Below are 18849 nucleotides of genomic sequence, written 5' to 3' on the forward strand. Positions count from 1 at the left end.
CCGAGGAGAGCGGACCGCGGACCGCAGACCGGTGGACCTCCGCGAGAGCGAGATGAGCGATCATGGACCAGCGCATCGCCGCCGACCGGGCGACGCGCCCGCTCGGAGATGTGGTCGGCGAGGCGCTCACGGCGCGCGTCACCGTCGATGAAGGCGGCGCGGTGACCGGGTGGAACGCGGGGGCCGAGCAGTTGCTCGGGTACTCGGCCGCACAGATCCTGGGACGACCGGCGGCCGATCTGCTGGCGGAGGCGATCCCCGCGGAGAATCTGCCACCTTTCGCGGACCTGCCGAGATGGCACGGGAAGGTCTCTGTCCGGCACCGCGACGGCCGACGCCTCGAGATCAAGGTCCTGGCGCACCACAGGACACCGGAGACCGGCACCCGCGAGTGGTTCCTGGTCTCCCCACTGACCGGGCAGAAGCCCCTGCCGGATGACGAAGCCCTCGTGAGCTGGAGCTTCACCCAGTCCCCTTGCTGCGCACTGGCGCTCTACGACACCAGGCTCCGGCTGCGGCGGGCCAACGAGGACATGGAACGGTCCGTGGCCCTCACCGAGGACGACATGCGCGGACTGCGTGTCAACGAGATCGTGGACAACCCGGCCGGCGAGGCGGCGGAACAGAGCATGACGCGGGTACTGGAGACCGGTGAGCCGCAGTACGACGAGAACTTTCTGCGCGTCGCCGGTGAGACGCGCGAGCACGCCTGGTCGGTCTTCATGTCGCCGCTGCGGGACGAGGCGGGCGAGGTGCGCGGTGTCTGTCTCTCTGCCCACGACATGACGGAACAGCACTGGGCCCGCAAGCGGCTCCAGCTGATCGCCGAAGCGGGCCGGCGCATCGGCAGCACCCTCGATGTGATGCGTACGGCGCAGGAGCTGACGGACGTGATGGTCCCGGAACTCGCCGACTTCGCCAGCGTCGACCTCCTGACCACCCTCGACACCTCCCTCGACGATCTGCATGAGCCGCCCCCGGAAGGCGTGACGACGGTCGGCCCTGTCCTGCTGCGGCGCGTCGCCCACCGGTCCCTGACTCCGGGCGTCCCGGAGACGGTCGTCGCCCAGGGCGACGTGGACGAGTACCCGGAGGGTTCCGCACCGGTCGAGAGTCTCCGGTCGGGACGGGCCACGCTGCGCGAGATGACCGACGCCGAGATCGCCGAGGTGACCGCCCGCGACCCGGTCCGGGCCGCCCGGGTCCGCGAACTCGGGATCCACTCGGTGATGACGGTGCCCCTGTCGGCACGCGGAACCACTCTGGGCGTCGCCGTCTTCGTGCGCTACCGGCATCCCGAGATCTTCCAGCGGGACGACCTGGTGCTAGCCGAGGAGCTGGTGGCCCGGGCGGCCGTCTGCATCGACAACGCCCGCCGCTACACCCGCGAACGCGGTACGGCGGTGATGCTGCAGCGCAGCCTGCTGCCCCAGCGGCTGCCCGAGCAGGCGGCGGTGCAGGTCGCCTCCCGCTACCTCCCGGCCGGCGCGCACGCAGGCGTGGGCGGCGACTGGTTCGACGTGATCCCGCTGTCCGGGGCGCGGGTGGCACTGGTCGTCGGCGACATCGTCGGCCACGGCCTCCACGCCTCCGCGACCATGGGCCGCCTGCGTACGGCCGTACGCACCCTCGCCGACATCGACCTGCCCCCCGACGAACTGCTCACCCACCTCGACGACCTGGTCGCCCGCCTCTCCACCGAGCTGGAGAGCGACCAGCAGGCCGGCCGATACCCGGAGACCGGCGGCGAGGTCGGCGCGACCTGCCTGTACGCCGTGTACGACCCGATCTCCCGCCGCTGCTCACTCGCCCGGGCGGGACACCCGGTACCGCTCGTGGTGAGCCCCGACGGCACCGCCGAACTCGTCGACCTCCCGGCGGGCCCTCCGCTGGGCCTGGGCGGCCTGCCCTTCGAAGCGGCCGAGATCGACCTGGCCGAGGGCAGCCTGCTCGCCCTCTACACAGACGGCCTGGTCGAATCCCGTGACCGCGACATCGACGAGGGCGTCCACCGGCTCGGCCAACTGCTCACCCGGCAGGCGCCCTCCCTGGATGCCCTGTGCGACACGGTGCTCGCCGACCTCCTGCCCCAGCGCCCGGCCGACGACGTCGCGCTCCTCCTCGCCCGCACCCGCGCACTCGACGCCTCCCAGGTCGCCACCTGGGACGTACCCGCCGACCCCTCCGCCGTCGCCCAGACCCGCAAGGACGCGGTGGCACAGATCGAGGCCTGGGGGCTGGGCGACGCCGCCTTCGTCACCGAGCTGGTCGTCAGCGAACTCGTGACGAACGCCATCCGCCACGCCGAGCCTCCCATCCAGCTCCGCCTGATCCACGAAAACACCCTCATCTGCGAGGTCTCCGACGGCGGCAGCACGGCTCCCCACCTCCGCCGCGCCCGCACGTACGACGAGGGCGGCCGCGGCCTCCTCCTCGTCGCCCAGCTGACCCAGCACTGGGGCACCCGCCAGACCACCAAGGGCAAGACCATCTGGGCGGAACAGACCCTTGAGCCGACCCCGCCCGACCACTCCCCCTGAACCCTGAACCCCTTCTGAACCCTGAACCCTGAACCCTGAACCCCGAACCGGAAACGCATCACATCGCACCGGGAAGGCTCATCCCCGACCTGCCCACGCTGCGGCGGCCCTCTGCGCCGGTCCTGCGATGCCGCCTGCGGCGCGCGCGATGTTGGTGAACGTTCGCTCCCCGCTTCCGATGGCCCGCAGCACTTCCCGGCTCGCGGCCGCCGGCGACAGGTCGAGCATCTCGCCGATGTCGGCCGGGTTCAGCGGCCCCACGACCATTTCCCGGCCGCGCCGGCAGAAGATGGTATCGATCGAGACAGTATCTCGATCGATACCATCTCCCCTCTCACTCGGGCACGCTCATGACGCTGTGGATGCGGGAAAGGGTGAAGACCCGTTCAGCGTCCCTGAGGTGGCACCAGGCTTCGAGGTAGGGCGGGTCGAGCATGAGGCAGGCTCAGGGTACGTACGGTCTGGTTGCCGGAGGTGGCGACGTACTCGACGGTGATGGCCTGACCGGTATCGATGGCGTGGGCGAGCTGGCAGACGTCGCCGTACGGCAGGCGCTTCGCCCACCCGGCGACGATCTCCTCGGTGTCCGTGGCGAAGGGCGCTCCTCCGTCGAACGGCGCCGGATCGGGAATCGTGGGCGGGGCGGCCAGCAGCTGGGCCACCAGGGTGTTGCAGTCGATGGCGGCGGATGCCTTCGCCGCGCGCGTGGCAGCGATCCGGCCGCTGCCCTTCGCGCTGGTGCCGCGCGGAACCGGAACCGGAACCGGAACGGGAGCGGTGGCCCACCGAGGCCGGGCCTTTTCGACGCGGACCGTGCCCTCGACGGCCTCGCCCTCGGCGGCCTCACTCCCTACTGCCACCCCGACAGCACCATCCACGCCGGGACGGCCTCGTCATCGGCTACGGCACCCCACCCGACCATGCCTTCGAGGCCGCCCTGCAAGCGCTCTGCCTGGCCCTGCCGTACCCCCTCTGACCCGTAGTTCGCTGCACGAACTATCGGGACATTCGGTGCTACCCTGGCCGGGTGGATAAGCGTGATAGTGACCAAATCGGGATTGTGGCCGCGCTGGTGCGGTGCTCGTTCCTGGTGAACGCGGTGTACGCCGAGTCCGGCCGGGAGTACGGAGTGACCGCACAGCAGGGGCAGTTGCTGTGCGTGCTGATGGCAAGGCCGTACGGTATGGGCGAGTTGGGGGCGACGCTGCGGCTGGCCAAGTCGAGCCTCACCGGCCTGGTGGACCGCACCGAGCGCAACGGCCTGGTCCGGCGCGAGGCGGACCCGCGGGACACGCGTGCGGTGCGGGTCACACTCACCACCCAAGGAGCCAAGCTGGCAAGGGAGTTCTACGACGAGACCTGCAGGCGAATCGAGGAGCTGCCCGCAGGCCTGGACCCGGCAGAGCGGGACGTGCTCGCCGGCCTGCTGGGCCGCGTCGTGCTGGACAACGAGGTTCCGGTGGTCTTCGCAGCACCGGAGGAGGTAGCCCCCGCCGACCGCACGCGCTGAGGCTGCGATGCCTTGTTCCATGAAAGAGGGTTGCAGTTCGTAGTACGAACTAATACTGTTCGTGTCACGAACTGCAACCCTTTCTCTCTATGGAGATTCTCATTATGAGTCGTACCGTCGCGGTCATCGGTGGAGGCTATGGGGGCGCCGCGGTCGCCAAGGCGCTGGAGTCCGAGGCCGATGTCGTTCTGATCGACCCCCGTGACGCGTTCGTCAACGCGGCCGCGTCACTGCGGGCGCTGACCCGGCCCGACTGGGCGGGCAGCATGTTCTTCCCCTTCGAGACGCTGCTCCCGCGGGGCGAGGTGATACGCGACCGCGCGGTCTCGGTGGACCCCGGCGGTGTCACCCTGGCCTCCGGTGAGCATGTCGCCGCGGACTACGTGGTGTTGGCCACCGGCTCCAGCTACGCCTACCCCGCCAAGCCCACGTCCGACTCCGTCAGTGAGGCGCTTGACGACCTGCGCCGGACGCACAAAGAACTGCGCCAGGCCGACAAGGTGCTGATTCTCGGCGCGGGCCCGGTCGGGCTCGAACTGGCCGGGGAAATCAAGGAAGTCTGGCCCGACAAGCACGTGACGATCGCCGACCCGGCCGGGGAACTGCTCCCCGGGTTCAAACCGGAGGTGGTCGAGGACCTGCGGGCCCAACTCGACGTACTCGGCGTCGACTTACGCCTCTCAACCACCCTGACGGCGTCGCCGGGCACCGAGCCCGGACTGGCCGGCGGCTTCACCGTCACCACCAGCGGCGGCGACGAGATCCCCGCCGACATCTGGTTCCGCGCTTACGGGACGCGCACCAACAGCGACTACCTCGCGGACGGCAAGCTCACCACCCGTACGCCGCAGGGCCAGGTTCCCGTGACCGAACTCCTCAACGTCAAGGGACACGAAAACGTGTACGCGGTCGGCGACATCACCGATGTCGCGGAGGCCAAGATGGCCGGCTACGCGATGCAGCACGCCGAGGTGGTCGCCAAGAACATCAACGCCCAGCTGAAGGGCGAGCAGCCCACGGCCACGTACCAGCCGCTGCCCTTCCCCATGATCCTGCTCCCGCTCGGCCCGAAGAGCGGCGTCGGCCAACTGCCCTCTCCCGACGGCCCGTTCGTCGCGTCGCCCGAGATGGTGGCCGAGTACAAGGGAGCGGACCTGTTCACCGGCCGCTTCATCGGCCAGTTCGGCCCCACCGCCTGAAGGGCTGGAACTCATGGAGTACACCCACCTGGGCCGCAGCGGCCTCACCGTGTCCCGGCTCGTGCTCGGCACCATGAACTTCGGGACGGAAACTTCCGAAGAGGACAGTCGCACGATCATGGACCGTGCACATGAGCACGGCATCAACTTCTTCGACACGGCCAACGTGTACGGCACGAGGCAGGGCGAGAGCAGCACCGAAGAGATCATCGGCCGGTGGTTCGCCGCGGGCGGCGGCCGGCGGGAGAAGACCGTCCTTGCCACCAAGACCTACCTGCCGACGGGCGATCGGCCCAATGAACGGTTCCTGTCCGCCCTGCAGATCCGGCGCTCCTGCGAGGCGTCACTCAAACGACTGCGGACTGACCACATCGATGTCTACCAAATGCACCACATCGACCGGAACACGCCGTGGGAGGAGATCTGGGAGGCGTTCACCGTCCTTCGCCAGCAAGGAAAAGTCCTCTACTTCGGCTCGTCCAACTTCGCCGGCTGGCACATCGCACAGGCTCAGGAGGCCGCTCGGTCACGGCACTTCCTCGGCCTCGTCTCCGAACAGTCCATCTACAACCTCCTGAACCGCTGGGTCGAGCTGGAAGTGCTGCCCGCGGCACGGGCGTACGGACTCGGTGTGATCCCGTGGGGCCCGCTGGCCGGTGGAGTGCTCGGCGGAGTCCTGCGCAAGCAGAAAGAGGGCGGCTCCTCCCGCGGAAGCACAGGACGTTCGGCGAGCACGCTCGCCGAGCACCGGGACACCATCGAGGCGTACGAGAAGCTGTGCGCCGATCTCGGCGAGGACCCGGCCCATGTCGGACTGGCCTGGCTGCTCGCGCAGGACGGCGTGACCGGGCCGGTCGTCGGCCCGAGGACGGCTGAGCAGCTCGATGGGTCGCTGCGCGCACTTCAGATCACCCTCGACGACGGCACCCTGGCCGAGCTGGACAAGCTGTTCCCGCCGCCGGGACCGAACGGAGCCAAGCCCGCGCCCGAGGCGTACGCCTGGTGATCACGCACCGGCGGCCCATCGAATGAATCGAACGAAAGGCAGAGCAGTGTCTGTTCAAGAAATCGTCTTCGGTTTCGGCGCACACAGCGGCATCGACGACGGGCCGGAGCTGCTGCGCATGGTCCAGCAGGCCGACCGTGACGGGCTCGACCACTTCTCGCTGTCGGACCACCCCTACATCGGCGAGCGCCTGGACGCCTACGCCACCATCGGATTCCTCCTCGGGCGTACGCAGCGCATCGCGGGCTTCGCCAACGTGACCAACCTGCCGACCCGGCCCGCTCCCCTCCTGGCGCGCACGGTGACCTCGCTGTCGGCGCTCTCCGGCGGCCGCGTCGTGCTCGGCATGGGCGCGGGCGGGCTGTGGGACCGGATCTCCGACATGGGCGTGGAGCGGCTCTCACCCGGCGCTGCCGTGGACGCCTTCGAGGAGGCGATCGTCCTGATCAAGAGGCTGTCGGGCGGCGGCCCACCGGTCACCTTCCAGGGCCGCCACTACCAGGTGCACGAGATCGAGCCGTCTCCGGTGGCCGCACCTCCGGTGTGGACCGGCTCGGTCGGCCGCAAGTCCCTGGCCGTCACCGGGCGGGTGGCCGACGGATGGATCCCGGGCCACGCGGCGGACTGGCTCAGCGAGCGCTACCGGACGTCGCGGCCGGTCATCGACGAAGCGGCGGCGGCCGCGGGCCGTGATCCGCGCGAGATCCGCACGGTCTTCAACTTCCCCGGGCGCATCACCGACCGGCCGCTGCCTGCCACGCGCGACACCGACGGCCGCTGGATCGGCGGCTCTGTCGACCAGTGGGTCGAGGAACTGACCGACGCCGTACTCGAGCACGGAGCGTCGGGCTTCACCCTCTTCTCGGCCGACCACGGCACGCAGAGCACCGCCTCACTCGGCCGCTGGGCCGGCGAGATCGTCCCGGCCGTACGTGAAGCGACCGCAAAGGAGAACGGCTGAAGCCTGCTGAGGATGGCTGCGAACAAGTGCTGACCCAGCGGGATATCCAAACGTTCCAGGCGGGGTCAGGCTGTCGCGCGACACTTGGTGCTGCGACACGTCGAAGGGCCCCACCGCGAACGGTGGGGCCCTTCGACATCGTGCCCGGTGAGGCACTGGCGGAGGATACGAGATTCGAACTCGTGAGGGGTTGCCCCCAACACGCTTTCCAACTGTGGTGGTGGGGTGTTGGGTGTCGTTCGGGGCCGTTCACCTGGGTTCATGGACGGCTGGCCACAGGATGGGATCAACTCCCGGTCTTGGCTGAACGTCGGTGAACCGGGCTGAATGAGACGGAAAGTGAGACGGGCGCGGCGGCCGTTGTCAGTGGCCTCGCCTAGTCTCCGGCCATGAGCATGATCGGCGAGTACTTGCGTGTCACGGCTGCTGAGCTTGACCGAGCGATCCAAGACCCGGACTGGGCCCTGGACTTCGTCGAAGAGGTCCAGGACGCCGAGGAGGAGTCGGAGCCTGCGCCAGCTGAAGCACGGCACTTTAGTACGTACAAGGCCTGGGACATGCTCCGCTTCCTGCTGTCGCGCGTCGAGTTCTCGGTGAACGTGATCCATGGTGAGGAGCCGTTTGCCGACGATGAGGACTGGGGGTACGGGCCTCCGCGATATCTGAAGCCTGAACGTGTTCGGCTCGCGGCGCAGGCTCTTCGCACCGCCACTTACGACCAGCTCATCGACGGCGTGAATCCTGCCGAACTCACGAGGGCTGAGGTGTATCCCCTGGGGTGGGACGAGCCTGGCGCGCTTGAGTGGGGGCGCCACTGGTACGAGGGCTTGACGGAGTTCTTCGAGGCCGCCGCCGCAGCGGATGACGCACTGCTTGTCTGGCTCGACTGACAGAGGCCCCCAGCCGGGGGACGCTGAGCTTGGGAAGCTCGGGTCTTCTGACGGCGATCACTGTGTTGACCTGCGTCGAAACGGTGCTCCAGTCTCTCGGATGCGCAGCCGAGTCCCCGCTATTCCCCGTGAGTCCCCGTGAGTCCCCGTAGGATCTGGCACGCCAATGGCATGGCCTCCCCTCCTTTGTCCCGAAGCGCCCTGGGGATATTGGCCTTGGAAACCTGTGCCTTAGGCTGCAAGGCCATTGAGGTCTGGTCAGTCGGGCGTAGAGGGCTGCTGCGGTCGACGAGGTTGCGGTACTTCTCTGCTGAACAGTGCGCTGGCGTTACGAGCATCGGCGAGGACGTTGCGGCTTACCTGGGTGCCGGGCTGGCTGTCGCCCAGGACCTCCTTGGGCTTGGTGAGGGTAGGCGCCAGCGAGGCGCCTACCGGCCCACCGCGTCCTTGGCTCAGGCGGAGTACTTCGTCAGGGAGACAGCGACGTCCACGCAGGCCGTGCCGGCGTTGAAGTCTGTGCCCATAAACGTCTCACGGGAACTTGGTGCCGCCACAGGGTAGAGCTTGCGCATAAAGCTGTGTGCTCGGTCCTCGGCCTGCCTTCCGCTGTGCTTGTCAATCAGTGGCTCGGAGACATGGGCCCTGATCAACGTGTGATACCAGCGGTTCATCTCCCCGATGTGCTGGGTCAGCCGACCCCACGGATCGGAGCTATAGCCGATCTTGATGTGAGGGTGGCTGCCGGCGATTTCCAGGACATAGAGGCGATGCTCACGGAATCCGTCTTCGCTGAGGAACACCCGGACCTCCTCTCGGGCTCGGTCCTGTACGCGCAGCGCCAGGACGGGCAAGGGCCCGTCCCCAGCGCTGCGCATTAGTCGGCGAGCGACTGTGCGAGGTTCCTTGATCAGAACCACCCTGCGCGGCGGTACAGGCAGAGGCACGAGAGGAGGTATCGGGAGGGAGAGGGGAGTGCTCACCGGCATATCCCGATTATGGCCTAATTGGCCGCTGTGGAACGCCAGTTAGAACCGACTGCAACCGCGCTGGTACGAGGACCTGCCCTCACCCGTCCGCTGGTGACGGGGCCCTCGGCACCCTCATGCGGTATGCCCCAGCAGGGTTCGAACCTGCGCACACGGCTCCGGAGGGCCTTTCGGTCCTAGCGAAAGCTGGTAGTCAGAGCCTCGTGGGCATCGGGCTACATCGGACCTGTCCACAGATAGTCCATGATCCGTAGACCACCGCTCTAGGAGCTCAAGCTAGAGCTGACCTTGGCGGGGTGGCCTGGCACTGATGGGGCCGGACAGGCACGCTGCGAGAGACCTCACTCGGCTCGGCAAATTTCTGTCGGTTGGGGCGACGTCTCAGGAACTTGCCCTCCCACGAGACTGCCCCTCTTGCGCTGAGTCGCATCTACCACAGCAAGGTAGATAACAACACTTGCCGAAACGGCATGTCCTACAGCCGGGTAGGACAAATTCAGGACTCCCTGAATGATCGCCAATGACAAAGGAATGGTGTGGTGCATCCACCACTTCCGCGGCGCAGAGGAGCTATCGGATTCAGGCATTACGGTACCCCCTACAGGATTCGACACCTTCTCTGAGTGAGGCGATTTCGCATCGCCTTGGCGTTTCAGGAACAGGATGCCGAAGCGCGTAGGTAGAGGGCAAAAGTCGGTGTGTACACATGCGTACACACCCTTTTGCTCGGACGTATGCGGGATCGTGATTGATACGTTACGCTCCCTCCATGACTGAGGACCGCGACGATAAACCCGATCTTGAGGTTGGGATTCGTGAGGCACGCGCCACCCTGAGGGACCTAATCGACCAGGTGGAGCGGGATGGCGCCGTCGTGTACTTGACTCGAAACGGACGGCGCGCTGCAGCCCTGGTCGCACCTTCTTTCGAGCCACGTACAGACAGTCCAAAGATTTGGGTTCCGCGGAGCACACGAAAGGCGATTGGCCTGGTTGAAGCTATGTTGACATCCAATTCTGAACTCATGCCTGACATATTGGAGGAGCTAGGAGAACGTAGAGGCGACCTGGTTGGGGAACTCGCGATCCTGATAACGGTCCTGTATGCCCCATTTGGGCAGCTCTCGACCGACGGAGATGTCTTTGTATTCCCCATGAATAATGGGGATGATGAAGCGGAGCGCCGAATTTCCCTTGAGGAATTGATCATGCCAAGGTTATTCAGGGAGCGACATGGGAGTGAACTCTACACCGGTGAAGGGATCCCGATTGTCGCTGGCGGTCTATGGGCTCTGAAAATGGGGGAGGACCTCCATGGGTGGCGCAATTCCATAGATGTCCCGATTAGTGGGGATGAGTTGATGACATGGATCTCCGCAACAATTCTTCTCGCGGATTTTACGAATACAATTTTAGGTGATGGGGCTGCCCAAGAAATCATGTATCGTTCGGATGAATGGCTGAGGGATGATTTTTGGGCTGATCGTTGATCGTTGCCGCAGAATTTCGCTGAGGTTGGCGTAGCGACTTTGGCCGGGAGCTGCTTTGGCGCGAGTGATCATGGCCCCGTAAGCTTCCGGCGCGTCGGGCAGTCAGTGGACCTGCCCGTTAAAGCACGACGTTGGGGCCATGATCTTCGAGGCTCGCGCCAAAGTGGCTGGCTAAAGTCGCGGAGCCGACCGGCCTCAGCCACAGAGGGTTTCTCTCTGCGCTGCCCGCTGCACGCAGCGCGCCGCCGGGCGCGGCCAGCCGGGGCGCAGACAGGAGGCAGGCCGCGCCGCAGAGGCGGCGCGCGCCCGCGCCGTGCGCGGGCCTTGAACCCGTAGAGAAAGTTGTAACTCAGCATCACCTGGGACTAGACACTTCTGCCGTGCGATCTCACGAACCATTCCGAAGCTGCAAACACCACACTTGGAGGTAGTCCGCCATCCTAGGATGGCGGCCATGCTGCCGAGAAACCGTCAGGTCAGTGCCGAGATAGGTCTTCCGTTCCTGAAGATCGGAACGAACGATGTGGGTGCGTTCTTCAAACGTCGTGAGCGTCAGCCGAGCGGACCCTTCTTGCTCATATCGGTGAGCAGCGGGTTGGCGCTCGACACGTGTCTTCGCAACTCTGATGGCAGCCAGCCGCATCTTTGGGGGCCGCATGGCCAACCGCATCAGTTGTGGTACCTGGAGGCGTCTGGCCATGGCAGTGGGGTGCACATCATCTCTGAAAGCAACAACTTGCTGCTCGATGGTCATGCGGCAGCAGCCCTTGATCATCCCCGTATGCGGGGACGCAGTGGCAACGATGCTGCTTGGCAACGGTGGCATGTCTTTCCCGCTCCCGGGCTTCGGGCGCATCGCATTATTAACGCAGGAACAGGCCTCGCCCTGGACAGCCCTCACGAGGCTGAGGCAAGGACGATGCCCGTGTTCTGGGAGCCACATGACGGCGAGAACCAGCAGTGGCTGCTGGCCATGCCATTCGTGATACCAGAAGACGGCTCCTGAAATTGCCGAGGCAGGCTGGCCGGGTTAGCTCCCTGCGACGGACCAGAGGGGGCCTTCGTACTGCTGCGGGCGGGTCTCGATGAGGAGGGACCTGAGGGCCTGTCGCTGGGTGCCAGGGAGGCTGAGGGCTTCGGTGAGGTGGCGGAACGTCGTGTGGGTGACTCCGCGGCTTCGGGCCTCGGCCTCGAACTGGTCGAGTTGGGACAGCACGGTCTCGGGGTCGAGCTTGACCGGTGGCTGTTCCTTGAGCCAGGCGGCCTTGTTGCGTTCGTAGTCGATCTCCGAGTAGCCGCAGACTTCGCGGCTGTGCGCCTCCACTTCGTCCAGCGTGTTCGTCGCCATGACGGCGCGGGCCAGTTGGTTGCGGCTCAATGCGTCGTCCAGGTCAACCTCATGGATCGTGGGGCCTTGGTCGGTGAGGGGAACGGGGAGTCCGGCGTCCCGCATTTCGCAGGTGCCGCGTACGCCTCGGGCCGTTGCCGCGAGCATCCCGGTTGCCTCGGAGGGGTGCCATTCCAGGACCGGGCTGATCGGCTCCACGTCCTTCGCCGTGAACGTGTAGACGAGGGAGCCGAGCGTGCCGCGTAGGTCATCGAGCGAGAGTTCGCCGTCCAGACCAGGACCCGCCACCAGGAGGCGGATGGGTGCGTTCACCTGGCAGCAGGCGGCGAGCGTGACGGCATCGGCAAGCGGGCTCTTCAGCGTCGGCTCATCGCCACGCGCGAGGATGTCGCCTCCCACATCCAGGAGATCGATCGACGCCGGTGACAAGTGGCTGACGAGTTCTTCGAGTTGGCGGGTGATGCCCTCGGTGCCGTGGTGCGGGTCGATCAGCGCGAACGTGTGCGGGAGCTCTGCCGCAAGGCGGGGGAGGGTGGAGCCTGCCGGAGCGATCGGGCGGGCTTTGGCCGGCACTGCCCACACGGCCGGAGTCATCGGTTCGAGGCCGGTGAAGTTGTCCGGTCCGCGGGGGCCCGGTACCGGGTCGATCAAGAGGCGGTCCCACGCGTACGTGAGGATCACCGCCTGGTCCTCGTCGCCGTAGAGGGCGGCGTGAAGCATGGCGGCGGCGACTGCGTCGCCCCCTCCTCCTGCTGCGACGATCAACCGCTTCATGCGGTTCAGCCTACGGGGTCAAGGGTTGACCACTCATCCTATAGTGGCTAGAGGCCATAGCCACTTTGGACCGAGGAGGGCAGATGCCGCAGATCGAGGAGGCTCAGCCGAAGTATCTCCAGATCGCGAACTACATCCGCGATCAGATCCTTCGGGGAGACCTGCGGCCGGGGGACGAGGTGCCCTCAGAGCGGCAGTTGGCGGCGGACTGGAAGGTTTCCCGGCCCACTGCCGCACGGTCGTTGGAAGCGCTGAGCCATCAAGGGCTCGTCGAGAAGCGCCAGGGATCGGGCACGTACGTGCGCAGCCTGGAGGTCAACAGGCGGGCGCGTGAGCTGTACGGGCGGGCCCGGCAGACCGGGAAGATCTACACGCCCGGTGAGTACGCGGTGATCACCTCGGCCGGTTGGATTGAGGCGCCAGATCACGTCGCTGAGGCCTTGGGGCTGGTGAAGGACCGCCGGGCTGTGCATCGGCGTCGGGTGACCAACAACCAGGACGGTCCGATCAATCTGTCTACCTCGTGGTTCGCTCCGGATGTCGGCCAGCGTGCGCCGAAGCTCGTGGATCCCGAGCGGATTCAGGAGGGGACCCTCATGTATGTCGAGAAGATGACGGGACGTCAGGGCAGCTATGCGGAGGACCGTATGTGAGCTCGCAGTGCGACGGACGAGGAGGCAGCCGATCTCCAACTTGAGACGAACTCCGCCGTCTTGATTGTCCATCACGTCGTCTTCGACCTCCAGGACCGGCCGCTGGAGTTCGCCGAAGCCACCTATCCCCCGCATCGTTGGGCCTTCGAGCAGGGTTACCCGCTCACCTGATGGTCCGGCAGTTGCGCCGAACCGCTTGCGCACTCCAAGTGGCCAATGCCACTATCCAGGAAGTGGCTAAGGCCACTTGTCTGGAAGGGGGCACGACGTGACGACTCTGCGGCCGAACGAGAGCGGCGCGCGTTCAATTTGCCGGGGATGCCGGGGGCGCGGTTGGAAGCGCGTCGACTCCCGTACGGCTCTGGCGCTCTCCACGGCCAACGACCGCGTCCGTGCCACATCGAAACGGCGCTGCCTCGACTGCGACGGCAGCGGCAAGGAGTGAGTGCGGATGGCCTATACGATCGACCGCTTTCCCTCTGAGGACTCACCGCGACTCGGTGCCATGACCTTGCACCCCGTCGCGGAGTCTGTGCCTCGGGCCCGGCGGTGGTTCCGGAAGTTCATCGCCCCGTACAACCCGGCCTGCTCGATCGACGACTGCGTATTGATGATCTCGGAGCTGGTCACCAACGCCATTCGTTACGGGCGGGCGGATGAGACCTGGGTGGTGCGCGTTGAGTGGTATCGGGTGGAGACGTCGCTTCGAATCGAGGTGCACAATCCGGGGTTCCCGGCGAGTGTGCGCATGCGGCAACCGGAGGCCAACGATGCTCACGGGCGGGGGTTGCTCCTCGTCGACTCCATCGCCGAGTCGTGGCACTCCGGTCCCAGTCGCTTCGGCGGGACGGTCGTCTCCTTCATCGTTGCCGACGCGTGGCCGTCCAATGAGGGCTTCGGACCGATCCTGTTCTGACGGTCCAGTTGTCGCTAGTCTGGTTGACCAGTTGACTTGGCCAATCCCGACGGGCGGCATTCATGGCGTATGAAGTGGAGCCACCGAAGTACGTGCGCCTCGCGCAGACGATTCAGCGTCGCATCGAGGACGGCACGTACCCGCCCGGTACGCGGGTGCCCAGTGAGAACCAGCTGGTGCAGGCTTTCGGGATGTCCCGTCCGACCGTCGTGCGGGCGCTTGAGCTGCTGAAGCGGGATGGCTGGCTGGAGTCCCGGCAGGGGTTCGGCACGATCGTTCGGGGTCGTCCGGAAGTCGTTGAGCAGAAGGACCGGCGGGGCCGCGAGGCGCTGGAACGTGACGAGTCGCAGACCTCGGGACGTCTGGTTGAGGTCGGTGAAGTCCCCGTTCCGGCGCGGGTCGCCTCGGCGCTCGGGCTGCCGAAGCGGGCCAAGGTGCTCATGCGCCGGTTCCTGGTCGAAGAGGACGGCGAAGCGGTCGAGTTGGTCTCGTCATACTTCCCCGCCGGCCTGGCTGAGGACACCGAGCTGGGGAGCTCCGAAGCCCTGAGCGGCAGTGTCCGCAAGCACTTGGAAGCGCGGAAGAAAGCCCGCTTCGACCACGTGACGGAACGGGTCTCGGCTCGACTGCCTGAGAGCGGTGAGGCTGAGCTACTGGGCTTGCCAGATGGCGTGCCCGTCCTGAGCGTCCTGGTCATCGCGTGCGACGCTTCCGGGCAGGCGCTGCAAGTCTCTGACGTGCTGCTACCTGCCGATCGGCAGGAACTGGAAGACACCTACCGCCTGAACTGATCCTGGAGCAGGGCGGGTTCCGCTCGACAACGACTCGACAAGTCAACCTGGCATCTCTACCTTCGAACTTGCTAAGTCAACTTGTCAGGTGGCAGGTTGATCGACTCAGAAGGAGAAATCTCTGTGCGTGTGATCCGCATTGACGCCTCGACCGCCACGATCCTGCTCACCGAAGCGCCGTCGCCGAAGGTGCGCGACCGGCAGACCGGTGAGATCGCCAAGGACACCGTGAGCGGTGAGGCACTGATGACGGTCGGCGTCGTCTACATCGAGGAGGGGGAATCGTCGCTGATCAAGGTCACGGTTCCTGAGAGCGGTGTCTCCGAGGGACTGACGCTCGGAGCTCCGGTCGCGCTGCCGGGTCTGGTGGCGCGGCCGTGGGAGAGCGTGTTCAACGGCCAGCAGCGGCACGGCATCGCCTACCGGGCCACCGCCATTGCTCCGGGCGCCTTCCCGGCCGCTGAGGCGGGCTGATCGCCGTGACGGACCTGGTGACGTGGGCCGAGCTGGGCGGGTCGCTCGCTGCGATAGGCGGCGCGGCCTACGCCCGCCACGCCTACCGGCGGCGTACTGGTCCACGGTCGGGCTGCCGGTCTCGGTCGCCCGGCTGCTGGCCTCGTACTCCTCGACCATGGACGCGTGCGGCCTGACGGTCGAGCCGTCCCGGTGGCGGGCACTGGCCGTCAAAGCGACCACCCGCCGTGAGATCCGGCCTGTGCCCCCTCGGCGGGGCATGATCCGCCCGACCACGACCGGCCTGCGGCTTCGGCTGCGGCTGGCTCCCGGCCAGGAACCTGCGGACGTCGCGGCCTCGGCCGAACGGCTGCGGCACGCCTGGGGCGTTCACGCCGTGTACGTCCGGGACATCAAGCCCGGAGTCGTTGAACTGCGGCTCGTCGGCTTCGACGTCCTGCGGAAGGTACGGATGCCTCGCCGGATCGACCGCGGGTTGCTCCGCGTGCCGGTGGCGCTGCGGGAGGACGCGACCGCGTTCGTACGCGACTACCGCGCCGTACCGCATGAACTCGTCCTCGGCGCCACGCTCTCGGGCAAGTCCATGTACCTGCGGAACCTGCTCGCCGAGCTGGCCGCTCAGCCGGTGGTCCTGGTCGGCATCGACTGCAAGCGGAGCGTGGAGCTGGCGCCGTTCGCCGCCCGGCTCTCGGCGCTCGCGACTGACCCTGACCAGGCCGCCGAGCTGCTGCCCGTGCTCGTGAAGGAAATGGAGGACCGCTACGACCTGATCAAGGCCCGCCAGGGCATCGCCCCCGGCACACCGGACGAGGAGATCACCTCGGACATCTGGGGCCTGCCCGAGAGCGAACGCCCCGCTCCCGTCGTGCTGTTCATCGACGAGGTGGCGGAACTCTTCCTCGTCGCCACGCGAAAGGAGGAGGAGCGGCGGGACGAGATGGTCACCCAGCTCATCCGGCTCGCTCAGCTCGGCCGGGCCGCCGGAATCTACCTGGAGGTCTGCGGGCAGCGTTTCGGCGCCGAGCTGGGCAAGGGCGCCACCATGCTCCGCGCTCAGCTCACCGGTCGTGTCTGCCACCGCGTGAACGACGAAGCCTCCGCCAAGATGGCGCTCGGCGACATCGCCCCGGAAGCCGTAGGCGCTGCCTGCGCCATCGCCGCCGAACTGCCCGGCCTGGCCGTCGTCGGCGACACGTCCGGCGGCTGGTCCCGCATCCGAACCCCGTACCTGTCCCTCGTCGATGCTGCGGCCACCTGCCGCGAGACGGCCGATCTCGCGCCTGACGTACCGGCGCTCACACCCTTCCGGCCCTACGTCCCGCCCGTGCCCGTGAAGGAATCCGGGCCCGTGGCCGCCCCTCGCCCCGTCACCGAGTAAGCGCACCCGCTCCAACTGCCGGCGCGGCCGTCCCGCGCCAAGTCCCTACCCCGCCATGCCTGAAAACCGAGAGGAAACCTCGTGACCGCCTCAATGTCCTTCTATGCGGACGCCGGTACCAACGTCCACCTCAGCCAGTACGGCTCTCGACGAACCCCGATCCTCACCCTCAACGGAGAGGGCCACTCCCTGACCGTCTCGGTTTTCGACCGGGTTCCCATCGCCGATCACCTGGCCTTCGCCCGCGACCTGGCCGCCGCCTGCACCGACTACGTCAAGGCACTGGAGACCTACGCCGCCGCCCTGACCGGCGGTGACCAGGAACCGGACGAGGAGCGGTGATGCGGCTGCCCATCCGCGTTGACGCCGTACTCGTCCAAGCGGTGATCGCCGCCGCGCTGTCCTTCGCCCACCTGCACGACCTGGCCTATGCCGCTGGACAGCAGGGCTGGAAGGCGTGGGCCTATCCGGTCTCCGTCGACCTGCTGTTGGTGGCGGCCTGGCGGCGGCTCAGCTCCGGCGGGCCGAAAGCGGCCGGATGGTGCTGGTTCCTCGTCGCACTGACCGCATCGCTCGGCGCCAACGTCGCCACCGCCGGACTGCTCGACCTCGGCGCTGTACCGGCCTGGCTACGCATCCTCGTCGCCGGATGGCCCGCCGTCGCATTCCTCGGCGGAACCCTGCTGGCCCACGGTGCTCCGACACCAACAGAGGTCCCAGCGGCGGAACCAGAGCCCGCCGTGAACGCTGCGGCACCCGAACTGCCCACCGTAAAGCCGGAATCGGCTCCGCCCTCCCCAACTCCCGTCCCGCCCGCGCTCGTCGCCCACGCCCGCAAGGTCGCCGACGAACACCACGCCCGGACCGGAACCGCCATCGACACCCCGACGCTTCGCGCCCGGCTCGGCGTCCCGATGCCGCTCGCAGAAGCCATCGCCGCTCAACTCACCTGACCCGTAGGAGACAACCCGTTGCGTCCGTCCACGCTCCGCACGCTCAAGCGCGCCGCCGAGCTGACCCGACAGAACCGCCTCACCGAAGCCGTGCTGATCGCCGAGCCGGTCATCCTCGCCGCCGACACCTACGAGGGCAACGAGATCTTGCGCTGGCTGGCCGACCACGTCACCGACTTCACCGGCAAACCCCACGACCACCACAACGACCAGAAGGGGGCCCTCTGATGCCCGCCAATCCCCGCTTCCGCAGGGTCGTCCGCATCGGCCCTGTCCAGGTCGCCACCTACTACGACGGCCGGGGCCGCGAGAAGCACACCGCCGCCTGTACGGCTCCACGGTGCGGTTTCTCGACGGACTACGACAGCCGCGCCGCCGCCGAACTGGCCGCCCGCACCCACCGCTGCCGCGTCCGCTGAGGAGATCCCGTGACCGTATCGCTGCCGCTCGTCTTCGTCCTGGGCGTCGTCGCCTGGGCCGCGATCAAGTTCCTCGGCGTCCGCCTCTGGGTCGCCGTCGTGATCGCGCTGTTCGGCTTCTGGCTCTCGCACACCTTCCTCGCCCCCGCGATCGAGTCCGGCACCCGCAGCGGTGTCGACGTCGTCAACGGCAACCACGACTGACAAGGAGTCCCGCCGTGTTCCGTCCCAAGCTGCCCGACGCCCCGCCCATGCCGACGACCATCACCACCACTCAGCAGGACCACGCCCCGGCTGCTCCTGCCGGCCGTCCGGTCGCGCCGTACGTGGGCGTCGGTGTCGGCGCGGTCGCCGCCGTGGTCGTCGTCAGCGTCGTACTCACCGCGCTCCTGGCGGCCGTCGCCGTCACGGCCATCTCCGTGGCCATCGCCGCCGTCGTACTGCGCTCGCTCGTCAGCAGCACGAACCACCGCTGACCGGCCGCCGGGGCGGCAACAACGCCGCCAAGCATCCCGCCGCCCCGGGGCCGTCCCTCCCAACCGCCGAAACAGCCGAAAGGAAT

General features: G+C 67.2%; 21 protein-coding genes and 3 pseudogenes. 19 read left to right on the forward strand and 5 right to left on the reverse strand.

All coding sequences use genetic code 11. The features are described from left to right. The first annotated feature begins 62 nt into the window (after positions 1-62). A complete protein-coding gene (locus OP79_RS19035; RefSeq protein WP_033321442.1) occupies positions 63-2540 on the forward strand; it encodes a SpoIIE family protein phosphatase in 2478 nt (825 codons plus the stop codon). 123 nt (positions 2541-2663) lie between these two features. Here OP79_RS19035 and OP79_RS19040 read toward each other — a convergent pair. The 3 genes and pseudogenes from OP79_RS19040 to OP79_RS19045 form a co-directional block, all read right to left on the reverse strand. Beyond that, positions 2664-2843: pseudogene (locus tag OP79_RS19040) on the reverse strand (ATP-binding protein); the annotation flags it as partial. Positions 2844-2874: 31 nt separating this feature from the next. Further along, a complete protein-coding gene (locus tag OP79_RS58870) occupies positions 2875-2976 on the reverse strand; it encodes a WYL domain-containing protein (RefSeq protein ID WP_483855334.1) in 102 nt (33 codons plus the stop codon). Then, positions 2927-3400 carry a hypothetical protein gene (locus tag OP79_RS19045; RefSeq protein ID WP_033321444.1) on the reverse strand — a complete coding sequence of 158 codons (474 nt, stop codon included), beginning with the start codon at positions 3398-3400 and terminating at the stop codon, positions 2927-2929. The genes OP79_RS58870 and OP79_RS19045 overlap by 50 nt, the downstream gene beginning before the upstream one ends. 191 nt (positions 3401-3591) lie before the next feature. On the opposite strand from OP79_RS19045, the gene OP79_RS19050 reads away from it, so the two are divergent. The 5 genes from OP79_RS19050 (at position 3592) to OP79_RS19070 (ending at position 8106) form a co-directional block, all read left to right on the forward strand. Then, positions 3592-4050, forward strand: a complete 459-nt coding sequence (locus OP79_RS19050; protein ID WP_033321502.1) for a MarR family winged helix-turn-helix transcriptional regulator — start codon at positions 3592-3594, stop codon at positions 4048-4050. A 104-nt stretch (positions 4051-4154) separates the two neighbouring features. Beyond that, on the forward strand, positions 4155-5249 hold the full coding sequence (locus tag OP79_RS19055; protein ID WP_033321445.1) for an NAD(P)/FAD-dependent oxidoreductase: 1095 nt from the start codon (positions 4155-4157) through the stop codon (positions 5247-5249). A gap of 13 nt (positions 5250-5262) precedes the next feature. Further along, a complete protein-coding gene (locus OP79_RS19060) occupies positions 5263-6255 on the forward strand; it encodes an aldo/keto reductase (protein WP_033321446.1) in 993 nt (330 codons plus the stop codon). A 46-nt stretch (positions 6256-6301) separates the two neighbouring features. Next, entirely contained in the window at positions 6302-7216 is a 915-nt protein-coding gene (locus OP79_RS19065) for an LLM class flavin-dependent oxidoreductase (protein WP_033321447.1), read from the forward strand. Between the two features lie 389 nt (positions 7217-7605). After that, positions 7606-8106 carry a YfbM family protein gene (locus OP79_RS19070; protein ID WP_033321448.1) on the forward strand — a complete coding sequence of 167 codons (501 nt, stop codon included), beginning with the start codon at positions 7606-7608 and terminating at the stop codon, positions 8104-8106. Between the two features lie 452 nt (positions 8107-8558). On the opposite strand, the gene OP79_RS19075 is transcribed toward OP79_RS19070, so the two are convergent. Further along, positions 8559-8906: a hypothetical protein gene (locus tag OP79_RS19075; protein WP_245685373.1), complete on the reverse strand. Its 348-nt coding sequence runs from the start codon at positions 8904-8906 to the stop codon at positions 8559-8561. A 955-nt stretch (positions 8907-9861) separates the two neighbouring features. Here OP79_RS19075 and OP79_RS51850 point away from each other — a divergent pair. Both OP79_RS51850 and OP79_RS53985 read left to right on the forward strand, forming a co-directional pair. Continuing rightward, complete coding sequence (locus tag OP79_RS51850; protein ID WP_078491881.1) at positions 9862-10581, forward strand: type II toxin-antitoxin system Phd/YefM family antitoxin; 720 nt, start codon at positions 9862-9864, stop codon at positions 10579-10581. Positions 10582-11035: 454 nt separating this feature from the next. After that, positions 11036-11587, forward strand: a complete 552-nt coding sequence (locus OP79_RS53985) for an RICIN domain-containing protein (RefSeq protein ID WP_157857331.1) — start codon at positions 11036-11038, stop codon at positions 11585-11587. Between the two features lie 24 nt (positions 11588-11611). Here OP79_RS53985 and OP79_RS19080 read toward each other — a convergent pair whose 3' ends face one another. Then, positions 11612-12703: a DUF1152 domain-containing protein gene (locus OP79_RS19080; RefSeq protein ID WP_078491882.1), complete on the reverse strand. Its 1092-nt coding sequence runs from the start codon at positions 12701-12703 to the stop codon at positions 11612-11614. A gap of 83 nt (positions 12704-12786) precedes the next feature. On the opposite strand from OP79_RS19080, the pseudogene OP79_RS49770 reads away from it, so the two are divergent. From OP79_RS49770 to OP79_RS19135, 11 genes and pseudogenes are all read left to right on the forward strand, one after another. Next, positions 12787-13527 (forward strand): annotated as a pseudogene (locus OP79_RS49770) (GntR family transcriptional regulator). A gap of 280 nt (positions 13528-13807) precedes the next feature. Continuing rightward, positions 13808-14272 (forward strand): ATP-binding protein, encoded by a 465-nt coding sequence (locus tag OP79_RS19090; protein WP_033321449.1) that lies wholly within the window; start codon positions 13808-13810, stop codon positions 14270-14272. 62 nt (positions 14273-14334) lie between these two features. Next, positions 14335-15063 (forward strand): GntR family transcriptional regulator, encoded by a 729-nt coding sequence (locus OP79_RS19095; protein WP_033321450.1) that lies wholly within the window; start codon positions 14335-14337, stop codon positions 15061-15063. A gap of 123 nt (positions 15064-15186) precedes the next feature. After that, positions 15187-15537, forward strand: coding sequence for an SCO3933 family regulatory protein (locus OP79_RS19100; protein ID WP_033321451.1), 351 nt, complete (start codon positions 15187-15189; stop codon positions 15535-15537). A gap of 5 nt (positions 15538-15542) precedes the next feature. Continuing rightward, positions 15543-16915, forward strand: a pseudogene (locus OP79_RS49775) (FtsK/SpoIIIE domain-containing protein). An 81-nt stretch (positions 16916-16996) separates the two neighbouring features. Further along, positions 16997-17257, forward strand: coding sequence for a hypothetical protein (locus OP79_RS19110; RefSeq protein WP_033321452.1), 261 nt, complete (start codon positions 16997-16999; stop codon positions 17255-17257). Then, positions 17257-17868: a DUF2637 domain-containing protein gene (locus OP79_RS19115; protein ID WP_033321453.1), complete on the forward strand. Its 612-nt coding sequence runs from the start codon at positions 17257-17259 to the stop codon at positions 17866-17868. The genes OP79_RS19110 and OP79_RS19115 overlap by 1 nt, the downstream gene beginning before the upstream one ends. A gap of 18 nt (positions 17869-17886) precedes the next feature. After that, entirely contained in the window at positions 17887-18096 is a 210-nt protein-coding gene (locus tag OP79_RS19120) for an RING finger protein (protein WP_033321454.1), read from the forward strand. Then, positions 18096-18287, forward strand: a complete 192-nt coding sequence (locus OP79_RS19125) for a mobile element transfer protein (protein WP_033321455.1) — start codon at positions 18096-18098, stop codon at positions 18285-18287. Before OP79_RS19120 ends, OP79_RS19125 begins: the two co-directional genes overlap by 1 nt. A 9-nt stretch (positions 18288-18296) precedes the next feature. Further along, positions 18297-18491 carry a hypothetical protein gene (locus OP79_RS19130; protein WP_033321456.1) on the forward strand — a complete coding sequence of 65 codons (195 nt, stop codon included), beginning with the start codon at positions 18297-18299 and terminating at the stop codon, positions 18489-18491. 14 nt (positions 18492-18505) lie between these two features. Further along, positions 18506-18763, forward strand: coding sequence for a hypothetical protein (locus OP79_RS19135; RefSeq protein ID WP_033321457.1), 258 nt, complete (start codon positions 18506-18508; stop codon positions 18761-18763). Positions 18764-18849: the final 86 nt, after the last annotated feature.

The organism is Streptomyces yerevanensis (assembly GCF_000716805.1).
In the GTDB taxonomy this organism is placed as follows: domain Bacteria; phylum Actinomycetota; class Actinomycetes; order Streptomycetales; family Streptomycetaceae; genus Streptomyces; species Streptomyces flaveus.

Coding starts and splice junctions, on each gene's coding strand:
- OP79_RS19035 (WP_033321442.1), top strand. CDS start 63: ATGGACCAGCGCATCGCCGCCGACCGGGCGACGCGCCCGCTCGGAGAT.
- OP79_RS58870 (WP_483855334.1), bottom strand. CDS start 2,976: ATGCTCGACCCGCCCTACCTCGAAGCCTGGTGCCACCTCAGGGACGCT.
- OP79_RS19055 (WP_033321445.1), top strand. CDS start 4,155: ATGAGTCGTACCGTCGCGGTCATCGGTGGAGGCTATGGGGGCGCCGCG.
- OP79_RS19060 (WP_033321446.1), top strand. CDS start 5,263: ATGGAGTACACCCACCTGGGCCGCAGCGGCCTCACCGTGTCCCGGCTC.
- OP79_RS19070 (WP_033321448.1), top strand. CDS start 7,606: ATGAGCATGATCGGCGAGTACTTGCGTGTCACGGCTGCTGAGCTTGAC.
- OP79_RS51850 (WP_078491881.1), top strand. CDS start 9,862: ATGACTGAGGACCGCGACGATAAACCCGATCTTGAGGTTGGGATTCGT.
- OP79_RS53985 (WP_157857331.1), top strand. CDS start 11,036: ATGCTGCCGAGAAACCGTCAGGTCAGTGCCGAGATAGGTCTTCCGTTC.
- OP79_RS19080 (WP_078491882.1), bottom strand. CDS start 12,703: ATGAAGCGGTTGATCGTCGCAGCAGGAGGAGGGGGCGACGCAGTCGCC.
- OP79_RS19090 (WP_033321449.1), top strand. CDS start 13,808: ATGGCCTATACGATCGACCGCTTTCCCTCTGAGGACTCACCGCGACTC.
- OP79_RS19095 (WP_033321450.1), top strand. CDS start 14,335: ATGGCGTATGAAGTGGAGCCACCGAAGTACGTGCGCCTCGCGCAGACG.
- OP79_RS19115 (WP_033321453.1), top strand. CDS start 17,257: ATGCGGCTGCCCATCCGCGTTGACGCCGTACTCGTCCAAGCGGTGATC.
- OP79_RS19125 (WP_033321455.1), top strand. CDS start 18,096: ATGCCCGCCAATCCCCGCTTCCGCAGGGTCGTCCGCATCGGCCCTGTC.